Source organism: Pseudomonas sp. MIS38 (assembly GCF_019891575.1).
GTDB classification, from domain to species: Bacteria; Pseudomonadota; Gammaproteobacteria; order Pseudomonadales; family Pseudomonadaceae; genus Aquipseudomonas; species Aquipseudomonas putida_A.
This window is the reverse complement of sequence record NZ_JAFLXF010000002.1, coordinates 119,719-134,106: the sequence shown is the minus strand read 5'-3', so window position 1 is coordinate 134,106 and position 14,388 is coordinate 119,719. Positions and strand designations below refer to the sequence as shown.

The following is a 14,388-nucleotide window of genomic DNA, read 5'->3' as shown; positions in this document are numbered from 1 at the left end:
CAGGCCGCCATGGGCTTAGCTCAAAGCGCTGTTGCGTTCGATCACACGGTCACCACCGCCTTCGGCAACGGCTTGGCCCAGTGGGGTTTTATCGAAACCGTCTTCAGCCAGGGTCTGGCCTTGTGGAGTGCGGTCGCTGCCATCGGAAGCCAGGGTCTGACCTTGTGGAGTTTTGTCATAGCCGTCTTCAACCAGACCTTTCTGTTCCAGGCGATCACGGCCGCCTTCTGCTACAGCTTGACCTTGTGGGGTCTTGTCGTAGCCATCTTCAACCAGACCTTTTTCTTCCAGACGATGACGACCGTTTTCAGCCAGAGTCTGACCTTGTGGGGTACGGTCGCTGCCGTCAGCCGCCACAGTCTGGCTGAACACCGAGTGGCTGGATTTCACTTGTGGGGTAGCCTGATCGGCAGCGGGCAGGGCAAAAGCGGTGCTGGCTAGCATCGACAGGGTAAGGCTGAGCAGTAATTGGCGTTTCATGATGGGTTGCTCCTTGGGAGGGCGATAAAGTGGGTACGAAGCCAATGCTACTCTCGATAAGTCGATATAAAAGTTCATAAACGCAATGGTAATAATCAACAGAATTGATTGTTCTGCGGAAGCGCTCTAGCTCGGGCATTTGCGGGGGGGGGGGTTGCACCGCAGTGGGTATTTTCGACTCACTCGCGCCTCGCAAATGTGCGGGCAGCGGTAACGCTGTTCGACCAATCGGTCAGCATTCGGGCGATTTTTTGCCGCGGAATCTATATTCCGATTAAACCTGCGCACTGTTTGCCAGTCGTAGAATTCATGAGGGTCGCTTTGGCCCGCCGTTTCAGCTGTGCGTCGCGAAGTCGGCGTGCGGTCGTCATCAGGAGTTTTGTGCATGACGCGCACCGGAAAAATCTTCAGTTGGACCTTCGCCATCCTCTTACTGCTGTTGGCGGTACTGGTTCTGATCATCGTGTTCTTCGACTGGAACCGGATCAAACCGCCGCTCAACGCCAAAGTCTCGGAAGAATTGCATCGTCCGTTCGCCATCAATGGCAACCTCGCGGTGATCTGGCAGCGTGAGCCGGACGAGGGCGGCTGGCGGGCCTGGGTGCCGTGGCCGCACGTGGTGGCTGAGGACCTGACGCTGGGCAACCCGGATTGGTCGAAGCAGCCGCAGATGGTCACGCTCAAACGTGTGGAACTACGCATCTCGCCGCTGGCACTGCTGGCGCAACGGGTGACGATCCCGCGCATCGACCTGACCGAACCCAACGCGCAACTGCAACGCCTGGCCGATGGCCGCGCCAACTGGACCTTCAAGTTCGACCCGAAAGACCCGAATGCCGAACCGTCGAACTGGGTGGTGGACATCGGAGCCATTGGTTTCGACAAGGGCCACGTCACCCTGGATGACCAGACACTCAAGACTAATCTCGACGTGTTGATCGATCCGCTGGGCAAACCGATTCCGTTCAGCGATATCGTCGGCGCCAAAGCCGCGAAGACCGCGCAGGACAAGGGCGCCGCGCCGCAGGACTATGCATTCGCGCTGAAGGTCAAAGGCCAGTACCACGGTCAGAATCTTACCGGCCAGGGCAAGATAGGCGGATTACTGGCGTTGCAGGACGCGAACAAGCCATTCCCGCTGCAGGCCCAGGCGAAGATCGGCGCCACCAGCATCGAACTCGCTGGCACCTTGACCGACCCGCTGAACCTTGGCGCTCTTGATCTGCGTCTTAAATTGGCGGGCGCAAGCCTAGGCAACCTCTATCCACTGACCGGCGTGACCCTGCCGGATACGCCGCCGTATTCCACCGACGGTCATCTGATTGCCAAGTTGCATGACGCCGCCGGTGCGAAATTCACTTATGAACAGTTCAACGGCAAGATCGGCGGCAGTGACATTCACGGCGATCTGACCTACGTCGCCAGCCAGCCACGGCCCAAGCTCAGCGGCGCGTTGCTGTCCAATCAATTGCTGTTCGCCGACCTCGCGCCGCTGATCGGCGCCGACTCGAATGACAAGCAAAAGGCCCGCGGCGGCGAGAGTAAGCAGCCGACCGACAAAGTGCTGCCGGTGGAAGAATTCAAGACCGACCGCTGGCGCGCGATGGATGCCGACGTCGAGTTCACCGGCAAGCGCATCGTCCACAGTGAAAAGCTGCCGTTCACCGACCTCTATACCCACCTGAAACTCAACGACGGCGAACTCAGCCTCGAACCGCTGCGCTTCGGCGTGGCCGGCGGCAATCTGGACGCGCAGATCCGCCTCAACGGTCGCACCGAACCGCTGGAAGGCCGGGCCAAACTGACTGCGCGCGGCTTCAAGCTCAAGCAGTTGTTCCCGACCTTCGAACCGATGAAAACCAGCTTCGGTGAGCTCAACGGTGATGCTGATATCAGCGGTCGCGGCAACTCGGTGGCCAAGCTGCTTGGCGGCGCCAATGGCCAGTTGAAGATGCTGATCAACGACGGCGCGATCAGCCGTGAACTGATGGAGCTGGCGGGACTCAACGTCGGTAACTACGTGGTCGGCAAGATTTTTGGCGACAAGGAAGTGAAGATCAACTGCGCGGCGGCGGACTTCGACATCAAGACCGGCCTGGCGACCACGCGGCTGTTTGTGTTCGATACCGAGAACGCGATCATCTACATCGACGGCACCGCGAACATGGCCACCGAGCAATTGGATCTGACGGTGACACCGGAGTCCAAAGGCTGGCGTCTGATTTCGCTGCGTTCACCGTTGTACGTGCGCGGCAAGTTCATCAAGCCGGACGCCGGGGTGAAGGCCGTGCCGTTGATGCTACGCGGCGCGGGGATGGTTGCACTGGGCGTGATTGCTGCACCGGCGGCGGGGTTGTTGGCGCTGGTGGCGCCGAGCGGTGGGGAGCCGAACCAGTGTGCGCCTCTGCTTGAGCAGATGAAGGCGGGAAAGGCGCCAGTGACCGTCAAGCCAACCAAGTAAATCTTCAGCGTCTGTAAACGCGTCATCGCGAGCAGGCTCACTCCTACAGGTACAGCGCAAAACTTGTAGGAGTGAGCCTGCTCGCGATAGCGGTATCAAAGGTTCAGAGGTCTTTCAGAATGTCGGCCATGTCATCCGCGTGCTCTTCTTCCTGCGCGAGGATGTCTTCGAAGATGCGCCGGGTGGTCGGGTCTTTTTCGCCGATGTACTGGATGATCTCGCGGTAGCTGTCGATGGCGATCCGTTCGGCCACCAGGTCTTCGTAGACCATTTCCTTCAAGGTGTTCCCCGCCACATATTGAGCGTGGGACATTTTCGACAGCAGGTCCGGATTGAACTCCGGCTCGCCGCCCAGTTGCACGATGCGCTCGGCCAGACGGTCGGCGTGTTGCGCTTCCTGGGTCGCGTGTTCGAGGAATTCTTCCGCGGCCACGTGGGCTTTCACGCCGTTGGCCATGAAGTAATGACGCTTGTAACGCAGCACGCAGACCAGCTCGGTGGCCAGCGACTCGTTGAGCAAGCGCAGCACCTCGTCACGGTCGGCGCTGTAGCTCTCGGTTACCGCGCCGTTCTCGACGTGTTGTCGCGCACGTTCGCGCAGGGTTTTGACATCTGACAAGTGCAGGTCGTCGCTCATGTTGATCTCCAGGAGGCTAATCCAATGGCGCCACGCTCTACAGGCGTGATCGGTTACCCAAGTTGTGAGTCCTGAGCGACGCAAAAAGTTTTATGAGATTTCCGGCGAACTTGGTACCAGCCCGGACAACTGCGCTTCTTCGCGCAACCAGGCAAAGAACGCCCGCACCGGCGGATGCCGCTCCCGTCCCGGCACACACAGCGCGCTGTATCCGGCACCATCGACTTGCACCTGCCCCTTGTACGGCACCAGCAACCCACTGGCGACGCTCTGCGAGACCAGAATATTGCTCGCCAGCACCAGACCTTGCCCGGCAATCGCTGCTTGCAGGGCGTAATGCTCCTCGTCGTATTCACGGATCGCCGGATGCTGGTTCAGCCACGACTCGCCGGAGCGAGCGCACCACGCTTCCCAGCCATGGGCATACAGCTTCGAGTTGTGCCAACGCACGCTGATCAGCGCCGGTGTGCGTCGGGCGGCCAGAGCTACCTGCTCCGGCGAGCCATACACGCCGAAGGTCTCATCGAACAGGCACAAGCCGTAAAGGTTGGGGTAGTCGTCGAGGCTGTAGCGCAACACCAGATCGACGCTGGCGTCCTGATGCAGGTCGATGACTTCGCAGTGGGTATCGAGGCGCACGTTGATGTTCGGGTGTTGCGCATAAAACCTTCCGAGGCGCGGCACCAGCCACAGCGCGGCAAACGCGGCGGTGGTCGACAGTGTCAGGTTGCTGCCGCTGCGTTGCGGACGCAGGGTGTCGACGCTTTGCGCGACTTCCAGCAGCGCCCCGTGCAGGCTGCGAAACAGCCGCTCGCCCCCTTCGGTCAGGCGCACCTGACGCGGCAAACGCTCGAACAGCGCCACGCCGAGCCAGTCTTCCAGCGCACGAATCTGATGAGAAATCGCCGTCGGCGTAACCGACAACTCTTCGGCAGCGGCCTTGAAGCTCAACAGCCGCGAAGCGGATTCGAAGGCGCGCAGGGCGGTCAGCGGCAACGAGGCGAACATTGAATACTCCATGGATGAAACAAATTCATCCCGACTGATTTTTGCTCATTTGAGACAGCGGCGGGTCGGCGCCAATCTGGCGCTACACAGCCATTCAAGTCTAGTCCCAAGGAGATTCAGATGAGCAAGATTCTTGCGATCCATGCCAGCCCTCGCGGTGATCGTTCGCACTCACGGCGTTTGGCAGAAAGTTTTCTCAGCGCCTGGCAGGTGCGCCATCCACAGGCTCAAGTCACTCGCCGGGAAGTCGGACGGGCGCTGATTCCAGCGGTCAACGAAGCGTTTGTGGCGGCGGCGTTTTACCCTGAGCCGCAGGCACGCCCGCTGTCGATGCAGGCCGATCTGGCGCTCAGCGATCAACTGGTCGGCGAGTTGTTCGAGCATGACCTGCTGCTGATTTCCACGCCGATGTACAACTTCAGCGTACCCAGCGGCCTCAAGGCGTGGGTCGATCAGATCGTGCGTCTGGGCCTGACGTTCGACCACACCCTGGACAACGGCGTGGCCCAGTACACGCCGCTGCTGCAAGGCAAGAAAGCGCTGATCGTCACCAGTCGCGGCGGGTTCGGCTTCGGCCCCGGCGGCGAACTGGAAGCACTGAACCATGCCGATCCATGGCTGCGCACGGCGCTGGGTTTCGTCGGCATCAACGACGTCAGCGTGGTCGCGGCTGAGGGCGAAGAGTCGGCCGAGCGCACCTTCGCGGTATCAGTGGCCGAGGCCGAGCAGCGTTTGCTCGACCTCGTCCGGACGTTCTAAGTGGCCTGGCTGTTCTTGCTGATCGCCGCCGGTTTCGAGGTGACTTTCGCCATGGGCATGAAGTACGCCGAAGGCTTCACCCGCTTGTGGCCGTCGCTGATCACGGTGGTGGCGGCGATTGGCGGGATTTACTTCCTGACGTTGGCGCTGCGCGAGTTGCCGGTGAGCATCGCCTATCCGATCTGGACGGCGATCGGCTCGCTGGGCACGGTGTTTCTCGGTGTTGCCCTGCTCGGCGAGAGCCTGACTCTGGTCAAACTGCTGTCGGTGGGGCTGATTGTGGCGGGGGTGGTGGGCCTGAAGTAGGCTGATGGTGCAGTTGTCATCATCAAGGAGGAGGCTTGGCGGGCGTTTTGCACGTCTGGCATCCACTCAGCGACCACAAGGATGTTTGCCCATGTCACAAAGTTCGGCGACACGTTATCCACTGGTACTGGTGCCGGGCATGCTCGGGTTTATCCGGCTGCTGCTGTATCCGTACTGGTACGGCATCATCAAGGCGTTGCGCCGTGGCGGGTCGACGGTGATTGCGGTGCAGGTATCGCCGCTCAATTCCACCGAGGTGCGTGGCGAGCAGTTGCTGGCGCGCATCGACGAAATTCTGCGCGAGACCGGCGCAGCCAGGGTCAATCTGTTCGGCCACAGCCAGGGTTCGCTGACCGCACGTTATGCTGCTGCCAAACGGCCGGATCTGGTCGCCTCGGTAACCTCCGTGGCCGGGCCCAATCACGGTTCTGAACTGGCCGACTATCTGCAGAAACACTACCCGGCGAACAGCGCCAAGGGCCGCGTGCTGGAGGTGCTGTTGCGTTTTGTCGGCTGGCTGATGGCGTTGCTGGAAACCGGTTACCACGGGCCGAAACTGCCGGTGGACATCCACGCTTCGCATCAATCGCTGACCAGCGAAGGCGTGGCGCTGTTCAATCAGCGTTATCCACAGGGCCTGCCCGAGACCTGGGGCGGTCACGGGCCGGAAGAGGTCAACGGCGTGCGTTATTACTCGTGGTCGGGGACGTTGCAACCGGGCAAAACTGATCGCGGTGGCAACCTGTTCGACGGCACCAACCGCAGCTGCCGCTTGTTCGCAAAAACCTTCGTGCGTGAGCCGGGGCAGTGTGACGGGATGGTCGGGCGTTACAGCTCGCACCTCGGCACGGTGATTGGCGACGACTATCCGCTGGATCACTTCGACATCGTCAATCAGTCGCTGGGGCTGGTGGGGAAGGGCGCGGATCCGGTGCGGTTGTTTGTCGAGCATGCGGCGCGGCTAAAGGCTGCCGGATTGTGACTCGCTTTTGTGGCGAGGGGATTTATCCCCGATGGGCTGCGCAGCAGCCCTTGTTTTGAGATAAATAGCGGGGTCGCTTCGCGCCCCTTCGGGGATAAATCCCCTCACCACAGGGCCAGATCAGGCAACGCTGAGTTTTCGGCCTAGAACGGTGGTCCAGCGCTCCGACAGAATCACCCCACCCAATGTCAACACCCCACCCACCAGGTGATACATCGCCAACTGCTCCTTCAGCACCACCGCCGCAATCAGCGCGGTAATCAGCGGCAGCAGGTTAAAGAACAACGTCGTGCGGCTCGGCCCCAGACGCTGCACCGCCTGCATCCACGCCAGCGGCGCAAGCATTGACGCCAGCAGGCACGCGTACAGCACCAGCGGAATGTTCTGCGCGGTGAAGCCGGTTTTCGGCGAGGCGGCGTACAGCGGAAACAGCACCACAATCGCCACCAGCACCTGCAGGTACAACAACACCAGCGGCGGCAGGCGCAGCTGCCATTTTTTCAGCAGGGTGCTGTAGATCGCGTAGGCCAGGGTGGCGATCAGCATCATCGCGTCACCCAGGTTCACTCCATGTTGCAGCAGCGCGCCGAGGCTGCCGGACGACACCACCACCAGCACGCCGGCGAACGACAGCACCGCGCCGAACAATGCCCCAGCGGTCAGGCGCTGGCCGAGGCTGATGATTGCCATAGCCAGCGACATCAGCGGCATCAGCGACAAAATGATGCCCATGTTGGTCGCCGTGGTCAGCGTCGCGGCGAAGTAGGCCAGGCTTTGATAGACCGCCATCCCGAGCACGCCGAGGATGAAGATCTTGCCCAAGTTCGGGCGGATCTGCGGCCAGTGCGCGATCACCGCTTTGAGCATGAACGGGGTGAACAGCAGACCGGCGAGCAGCCAGCGGTAGAAACCGATCTCGGCGGGGAAGATCGCCCCGACCGCCAGTTTGTTGATCACGGTATTGCCGGCCCAGATGAAAATCGCCAGCAGGGGAAACGCGTATTGCATGGGTTAAAACCAGAACGTTGATGAACGGTGATTATCGCCTGTCTGGATGCAGCCCTATACTGCGAACCGGACAACCTGCCACTGCAACCGGACAGCATGAACAGCAAACACATCGATCTGCTGGATTTCAGCGAACTGCCGTCGGCGGTGTACTTTCGCTATGCCGACTTCAACGCCCATGAATACGCGGCGCCGCACCGTCATCCGTGGGGCACGCTGGAGTACGCGGCCCACGGTGTGCTGCACATGGACGTCGACGGCAACCGCTTCATGTCGCCGCCGCACTACGCGGTGTGGGTGCCGCCGCAGGTCGAGCACAGTTTCTACAGCCATCAACCGGTCAACTACCGCGCGGTGTGCCTCGATCCGAAGGTTTGCGCCGATCTGCCGCCGCGCGCCTGCACGCTGGCAATCAGCGACATTCTCAAGGCGATTCTCAAGGACTTCGCCGCCCGCGACGTGAAAATCCCCGAACTGGATGCCGACCAGCGTCTGGCCCAGGTGTTGGTCGATCAATTGCAACAGGCGCCGGTGCATGAATGTTATCTGCCGTACGCAAGCAATCCCGGGTTGCTGGCGATCCTCGACGCCTTGCAGGCCGATCCGGGCAATAACCTCCCGCTGGCCCACTGGGCGGCGCAAGTGCACGTCAGCGAGCGTACGTTGGCCCGGCAGTTCGTGCGCGAACTGGGACTGAGTTTCGGCGAATGGCGTCAGCGCCTGCGTTATCTCGCGGCGATCGAGGCGCTGGAAAGCACGAAGAGCGTGCAGGAAATCGCTTTCGATCTCGGCTACAGCAGCGGCTCGGCGTTCATTGCCATGTTTGCCCGGCAGGCCGGGTGTACGCCGGAACAGTATCGGCGTAGCCACGTGGAAGGCAGGAAGGTGTAACAAGATTTGGCTACACTTCAGCGGAGGCCGCATCCATCGATGCGGCGACAAGGAGAAAACTCCATGAAGATGTTGCGTGTCCCTTTGTTGATGATCGGTCTGCTCCTGTGTTCCCAGGGTTTCGCCGCCACGGCGCAACAGAACAAAATGACCACCTGCAATGCTGACGCTACCGCCAAAAGCCTCAAGGGCGACGAGCGCAAGACTTTCATGAGCACTTGCCTCAAGGCTGCACCGGCCGCCAATGACGGCAAAGTGCTGACCCCGCAGCAGGAGAAAATGAAAACCTGCAACGCCGACGCGAAAACCAAGGCGCTGACCGGCGATGCGCGCAAGACCTTCATGAGTGATTGCCTGAAGAAAAAGTAAGCACTTGAGTCTTGTGGTGAGCGGGCTGGCCTCTTCGCGAGCAAGCTCGCTCCCACAGGAGTGCGCATTCCAATGTGGGAGCGAGCCTGCTCGCGAAGGGGCCATTGAGCACGACAATAGCCCCTGCATATCCCTAGTGCTCTCCCCGGATCGCTGGCAGACTGCCAATCCTTTTACGCCGTTCGTTTTGAGGCTGTATGCCAACGTTTTCTGAGCGTCATGTTGTGTTTTGGGTCAGCTGCATCATCATTTGCGGCGGTTTGTTGCTGGCGTTGCCGCTGCGCTTGTTGCCCAGCCTGCTGGCCGGTTTGCTGGTGTTCGAGCTGGTCAACATGCTCACCCCGCAACTGCAACGGCTGATCGAAGGTCGGCGTGCGCGCTGGCTGGCGGTGGCGCTGCTGGGCACCCTGGTGGTCAGTGTGCTGGCGCTGATCTTTGCTGGCGCCATCAGTTTCCTGCTGCACGAAGCGGAAAATCCGGGCGCCTCGCTCGACAAATTCATGGGCGTGGTCGATCGCGCGCGCGGCCAACTGCCGCCGTTCCTCGATGCCTACCTGCCGGCCAGCGCTGCGGAATTTCGCGTGGCCATCGGCGAATGGGCGAGCAAGCATCTGTCCGAGCTGCAACTGGTAGGCAAGGACGCGGCGCACATGTTTGTCACCCTGCTGATTGGCATGGTTCTCGGCGCGATCATTGCTCTGCAGCGAGTACCGGATCTGACCAAACGCAAACCGCTGGCCGCCGCCCTGTTCGACCGTCTGCATCTGGTGGTTCAAGCCTTTCGCAACATCGTCTTCGCGCAGATCAAGATTTCCCTGCTGAACACGTTCTTCACCGCGATTTTCCTGGTGGTGGTCTTGCCGCTGTTCGGCATCAAGCTGCCGCTGACCAAGACCCTGATCGTCCTGACGTTCCTGCTCGGCCTGCTGCCGGTGATCGGCAACCTGATGTCGAACACGCTGATCACCATCGTCGGTCTGTCGCTGTCGATCTGGGTGGCGGTGGCGGCGCTGGGCTATCTGATCTTTATCCACAAGCTCGAATACTTCCTCAACGCGCGCATCGTCGGCGGGCAGATCAGTGCCAAGTCGTGGGAATTACTGCTGGCGATGCTGGTGTTCGAAGCCGCGTTCGGCCTGCCGGGGGTGGTGGCGGGGCCGATTTATTACGCGTACCTGAAGAGTGAGTTGAAGCTGGGCGGGATGGTTTGATTCAAGCCTTATAGCGTTTGAAAGTGCCCTTTCGCGAGCAAGCCCGCTCCCACAGGTTCAGTGTGATCCTGTGGGAGCGGGCTTGCTCGCGAATGGCGCGCCGCTGATTCTGGATCAGGCCATCGAACCGTAGCGCTTCATCGCCTCAATCGCCAGACCGCTGCCAATGCTGCCAAAGATATTCCCTTCAACATGTCGCGCATTCGGCAGCATCGCCGAAACGCTGTTGCGCAGCGCCGGAATGCCGCTTGAACCGCCGGTGAAGAACACCGTATCGACCTGAGCCACCGACACGTTGGCATCGTTCAACAGCTGCGTAACGCTGCCGCGCACGCGCTCAAGCAAGGCGTCGATGGAGGATTCGAACAGGGCGCGGCTCAGTTCCACGCTCAGGCCCGGCTCAATACGGTCCAGCGGTACGTGGCGGCTGTCGGCGTGGGTCAACTGGATCTTGGTTTCTTCGACTTCCATCGCCAGCCAGTGCCCGGCGCGCTGTTCGATCAGCTTGAACAACCGGTCGATGCCGCCGGTGTCTTCAATGTCGTAGCGCATGCTGCCCAGCGCCAGGGTGGATTTCTGCGAGTACACCGAGTTGATGGTGTGCCAGGTCGCCAGGTTCATGTGGTGACTGGTCGGCATGTAGGCGCCGCTCTTCATCCGGCTGCCGTAGCCGAACAGCGGCATCAGGCCTTGCAGGCTCAGCTGTTTGTCGAAATCGGTACCGCCGATGTGCACGCCGCCGGTGGCGAGGATGTCATCGTGGCGGTTGTCCATGCCGCGACGCTCGGGCGACAGGCGCACCAGCGAGAAGTCCGAGGTACCACCGCCGATGTCGACGATCAGCACCAGCTCTTCTTTTTCGATGGTCGACTCGTAGTCGAATGCCGCAGCGATCGGTTCGTACTGGAACGACACGTCCTTGAAACCGAGCTTGCGCGCCACTTCGACCAGGGTGTCTTCGGCTTCCTGGTCGGCCAGCGGGTCGTCATCGACGAAAAATACCGGACGCCCCAGCACCACCTGCTCGAACTCCCGACCGGCGGCCGTTTCGGCACGGCTCTTGAGCTGGCCGATGAACAGCCCCAACAGATCCTTGAACGGCATCGCCGTGCCGAGGACGCTGGTGTCGTGCTTGATCAGCTTGGAACCCAGCAGGCTCTTGAGCGAGCGCATCAGCCTGCCTTCGTAGCCTTCCAGGTACTCGTGCAGGGCCAGGCGCCCGTAAACCGGACGGCGCTCTTCGATATTGAAGAACACCACCGACGGCAGGGTGATCTTGTCGTCTTCCAGCGCGATCATCGTTTCCATGCCGGGGCGCAGCCAGCCGACGGTGGAGTTGGAGGTGCCGAAGTCGATACCGCAGGCACGGGCTGGAGAGGCGTTGTTCATGTCTTTCGGGTTCCGGTCAAAAAACGGCCGCGCAGTGTATGTCAGTGCGCGGCAGATTCGAAGGCCGGTCATCTGCTATTTCACGACTAAGCTTCTTGAAAGTCGCAGCTTCGCCCCAAACTTGCTGGCATGGGCCGGCAGACATACCGGCGGTCGCAAGAACCGTCGTCCACTGCCGATAAACTTCTGCTGCGCCACCCGGTCACAAAGTTGAGATCGGTCAACCCGGCACGCGCGAATGAGCGCATGCTGGCCTCGGCGCGAAATCGATAACGGATGGTGATTCCTTCGATGGACTTCAAAGACTATTACAAGATACTCGGCGTGGAGCCGACAGCGGACGACAAGGCGATCAAGGCTGCCTATCGCAAGCTGGCGCGCAAATACCACCCCGATGTCAGCAAGGAAAAAGACGCCGAGGCCAAGTTCAAGGACGCCTCGGAAGCCTATGAAGCGCTGAAAAGCGCCGACAAGCGCGCCGAATATGACGAGCTGCGCCGTTATGGCCAGCACGGTCAGCCGTTCCAGGGCCCGCCGGGCTGGCAGAGCCGTGGCGGTTTTGGTGGCGGCGGTGGCGACACCGGCGACTTTTCGGACTTCTTCAGTTCGATCTTCGGCAATCGCGGCGCCGGTTTCGGTGGCGACGGTCGGCAACAACGCAGTGCAGGGCGCCGAGGGCAAGACGTGGAAATGGAACTGCCGGTCTTCCTTGAGGAGACCCTGTCGGACGAGTCGAAGAAGGTCAGCTTCCAGGTCCCGCAATACAACGCCAACGGTCAGCACGTCAGCAACACCAGCAAGAGCCTGAACGTGAAGATCCCGGCGGGCGTCACCGACGGCGAGCGCATCCGCCTCAAAGGGCAGGGCGCACCGGGCATCGGTGGCGGGGCCAATGGCGACCTGTACCTGACCATTCGCTTTGCGCCGCATCCGAAATTCGATGTCGAAGGCGAAAACCTGATCATCACCCTGCCATTGGCACCGTGGGAGCTGGCGTTGGGCGCTGAAGTGGCCGTGCCGACCCTGACCGGCAAGATCAACCTCAAGGTTCCGGCCGGCAGCCAGAATGGCCAGCGCATGCGCGCCAAGGGTCATGGCTTGAAAAACAAGGCCGGTGAGCGTGGTTATCTGTTCGTGCAGCTCAAGGCCGTGATGCCGAAAACCTCGGACGACGAGGTCAAGGCGCTGTGGCAGGAACTGGCGAAAAAAGCCGCGTTCAACCCAAGAGAGAACTTCTGAATCCGACGACGGAGTAGCCCATCATGAGCAGCCCCCTGATCGTTCAACTGGACATGGCAGAATTCTGTGAGGCGGCCGATCTGTCGGACGTCTACGTGATCGAAATCGTCGAACACGGCATCCTCGAACCTCAGGGCGCGCAGCCCCGGGAATGGCGGTTCACCGACTACGAGCTGAGCCTGGCCAAGCGCGCCGCGAAGTTGCGGCGCGAGCTGGAGCTGGAGTGGGAGGGCGTCGCCCTGGCGCTTGATCTGCTCGATGAAGTGAAGGAATTGCGAGCCGAGAATCGCATGCTGCGCCAGCGGTTGGGGCGTTTGGTGGTCGAATAGTTTTACCGTTGGTTTTTGAGTGTCTTTGCCGGCCCCTTCGCGAGCAAGCCCGCTCCCACATTCGACCGCGGTTTTCCAGTTGAAAAGCAGTCAAATGTGGGAGCGGGCTTGCTCGCGAAGAACGATTACGCGGTAAGCCTGCTTAAACCTTTCTCGGCAACACCACACTGAACAACGTCCCGTCAGCCTCGCTCGAGCTGACATCGATCGTCCCGCCATGGGCGGTCACCACTTCCTTGACGATAAACAGACCCAACCCGAGGCTGGTCGACGGCTGCCCGAGTTCTTCGTCGGCGCTGCGCACCAGCGGGTCGAAAATCGTACCGATCGCCTCTTCGGAAATCGGTGTGCCGTAGTTGTGCACCGACAGGCACACGTGGTCGCCCTCGCCACGCAGATCGAGGGTCACGTCGCGCTGGTTGGCACCGTGCTGCAAGGCATTGCCGATCAGGTTTTGCAGTAACTGGTCGATCCGTCCGGCGTCCCACACGCCGCTGGTGTCACCGTGCACGGTGAGCCTGGGATCGGATTGCGGTTGACCGGCGCAAGCTTCGGCGATCGCCGCTCGCGCCGCAACGGCCAGATCCATCGGTGCCGGCTCGATCGGCAGGCTACGGCCCAGACGACTGCGCACCAGTTCCAGCAGATCGCTGACCATCGTCGCCATGTGCCGCGCGCCACGCTTGATGTGCTGGGCGCAGGCCAGGGCATCGCCTTCAAGGCTGGATTTGCGCAGCAGCAGTTCGGTGGACATGCTCACCGCCTGCAGCGGCGCACGCAGGTCATGGCCGAGGATGGCGAGGAAAATGTCCCGCGAGCGATTGACCTGCTCGGCGTAGGCCGCGGTGGATTCGGCCAGTGCCTCGTCGATGGCTTCGTTGAAACGGATCATGTCCTGAAAATAGGTCATGTCCGGCGATTCAAGGCTGTTGACCCACAGGCGGATCACGCAGGCACGCAAATGGCGGAATTCACTGGTCATCTGCACCAGGTCAAAACCGACGGTGTGGCGCAGCTCGCCATGGCTGGCGCCGGCCTCGTCCAGGCTCGGGGTCTTTTCCGGGCCTTCGCCCTTGGCCTTGGCAGCCTGTTCGGCGGGGCTTTGCGGCTTGTTCATGTCGCGGGCGGCGGCCCGCAGAATCTCGCTGGCGTGATCGCGCAGCGCAGTGGAATCCAGATAGTCGGCGGCCGGCGTGATGGTCGCGGCGAACTGTTCCCACTCATCGACGATAGGGTCGATATTGGCCACGATGAACTCGGAAAGACGCATGGGCAGTTCCTGAAAAAAGGCGGAGCGAATCGAATATTAGCCCCTTTGG

15 protein-coding genes are annotated in these 14,388 nt (G+C 61.0%); 9 read left to right on the top strand and 6 right to left on the bottom strand.

Going from position 1 to position 14,388, the window contains the following annotated elements:
* Positions 1-15: 15 nt before the first annotated feature.
* A complete protein-coding gene (locus J1G18_RS04190) occupies positions 16-480 on the bottom strand; it encodes a hypothetical protein (protein WP_098966970.1) in 465 nt (154 codons plus the stop codon).
* 385 nt (positions 481-865) lie between these two features.
* Between J1G18_RS04190 and J1G18_RS04185 the strand changes: the two genes are divergently transcribed.
* Complete coding sequence (locus tag J1G18_RS04185) at positions 866-2,941, top strand: AsmA family protein (RefSeq protein WP_135294851.1); 2,076 nt, start codon at positions 866-868, stop codon at positions 2,939-2,941.
* 103 nt (positions 2,942-3,044) lie between these two features.
* On the opposite strand, the gene J1G18_RS04180 is transcribed toward J1G18_RS04185, so the two are convergent.
* Together J1G18_RS04180 and J1G18_RS04175 are read right to left on the bottom strand one after the other, a co-directional pair.
* Positions 3,045-3,578 (bottom strand): bacterioferritin, encoded by a 534-nt coding sequence (locus J1G18_RS04180; RefSeq protein WP_027613544.1) that lies wholly within the window; start codon positions 3,576-3,578, stop codon positions 3,045-3,047.
* Between the two features lie 90 nt (positions 3,579-3,668).
* On the bottom strand, positions 3,669-4,598 hold the full coding sequence (locus tag J1G18_RS04175) for a LysR substrate-binding domain-containing protein (RefSeq protein ID WP_223007139.1): 930 nt from the start codon (positions 4,596-4,598) through the stop codon (positions 3,669-3,671).
* A gap of 108 nt (positions 4,599-4,706) precedes the next feature.
* On the opposite strand from J1G18_RS04175, the gene J1G18_RS04170 reads away from it, so the two are divergent.
* The 3 genes from J1G18_RS04170 to J1G18_RS04160 all read left to right on the top strand — a co-directional run bounded on the left by J1G18_RS04170 (position 4,707) and on the right by J1G18_RS04160 (position 6,633).
* The gene (locus tag J1G18_RS04170; protein WP_223007138.1) at positions 4,707-5,345 is read left to right on the top strand and encodes an FMN-dependent NADH-azoreductase; all 639 of its coding nucleotides are present in this window, start codon (positions 4,707-4,709) and stop codon (positions 5,343-5,345) included.
* Positions 5,346-5,651, top strand: a complete 306-nt coding sequence (locus tag J1G18_RS04165) for a DMT family transporter (protein ID WP_098966977.1) — start codon at positions 5,346-5,348, stop codon at positions 5,649-5,651.
* A gap of 91 nt (positions 5,652-5,742) precedes the next feature.
* Entirely contained in the window at positions 5,743-6,633 is an 891-nt protein-coding gene (locus J1G18_RS04160) for an esterase/lipase family protein (protein ID WP_098966979.1), read from the top strand.
* Between the two features lie 120 nt (positions 6,634-6,753).
* Here the strand turns inward: J1G18_RS04160 and J1G18_RS04155 are convergent, their stop codons facing one another.
* The gene (locus tag J1G18_RS04155) at positions 6,754-7,641 is read right to left on the bottom strand and encodes a DMT family transporter (protein ID WP_108181533.1); all 888 of its coding nucleotides are present in this window, start codon (positions 7,639-7,641) and stop codon (positions 6,754-6,756) included.
* A gap of 96 nt (positions 7,642-7,737) precedes the next feature.
* Here J1G18_RS04155 and J1G18_RS04150 point away from each other — a divergent pair, with 96 nt between their 5' ends.
* The 3 genes from J1G18_RS04150 to J1G18_RS04140 all read left to right on the top strand — a co-directional run bounded on the left by J1G18_RS04150 (position 7,738) and on the right by J1G18_RS04140 (position 10,112).
* A complete protein-coding gene (locus J1G18_RS04150; protein ID WP_134787546.1) occupies positions 7,738-8,532 on the top strand; it encodes an AraC family transcriptional regulator in 795 nt (264 codons plus the stop codon).
* A 63-nt stretch (positions 8,533-8,595) separates the two neighbouring features.
* Positions 8,596-8,901, top strand: coding sequence for a PsiF family protein (locus J1G18_RS04145; RefSeq protein WP_007966973.1), 306 nt, complete (start codon positions 8,596-8,598; stop codon positions 8,899-8,901).
* Positions 8,902-9,098: 197 nt separating this feature from the next.
* A complete protein-coding gene (locus J1G18_RS04140; RefSeq protein WP_027613551.1) occupies positions 9,099-10,112 on the top strand; it encodes an AI-2E family transporter in 1,014 nt (337 codons plus the stop codon).
* Positions 10,113-10,226: 114 nt separating this feature from the next.
* Here the strand turns inward: J1G18_RS04140 and J1G18_RS04135 are convergent, their stop codons facing one another.
* A complete protein-coding gene (locus J1G18_RS04135) occupies positions 10,227-11,501 on the bottom strand; it encodes an Hsp70 family protein (protein ID WP_098966982.1) in 1,275 nt (424 codons plus the stop codon).
* Between the two features lie 291 nt (positions 11,502-11,792).
* Here J1G18_RS04135 and J1G18_RS04130 point away from each other — a divergent pair, with 291 nt between their 5' ends.
* Positions 11,793-12,740, top strand: coding sequence for a DnaJ C-terminal domain-containing protein (locus J1G18_RS04130; protein WP_027613553.1), 948 nt, complete (start codon positions 11,793-11,795; stop codon positions 12,738-12,740).
* A 23-nt stretch (positions 12,741-12,763) separates the two neighbouring features.
* Positions 12,764-13,069, top strand: coding sequence for a chaperone modulator CbpM (locus tag J1G18_RS04125; protein WP_027613554.1), 306 nt, complete (start codon positions 12,764-12,766; stop codon positions 13,067-13,069).
* Between the two features lie 142 nt (positions 13,070-13,211).
* Here the strand turns inward: J1G18_RS04125 and J1G18_RS04120 are convergent, their stop codons facing one another.
* On the bottom strand, positions 13,212-14,339 hold the full coding sequence (locus J1G18_RS04120) for a sensor histidine kinase (RefSeq protein WP_027613555.1): 1,128 nt from the start codon (positions 14,337-14,339) through the stop codon (positions 13,212-13,214).
* Positions 14,340-14,388 lie beyond the last annotated feature (49 nt).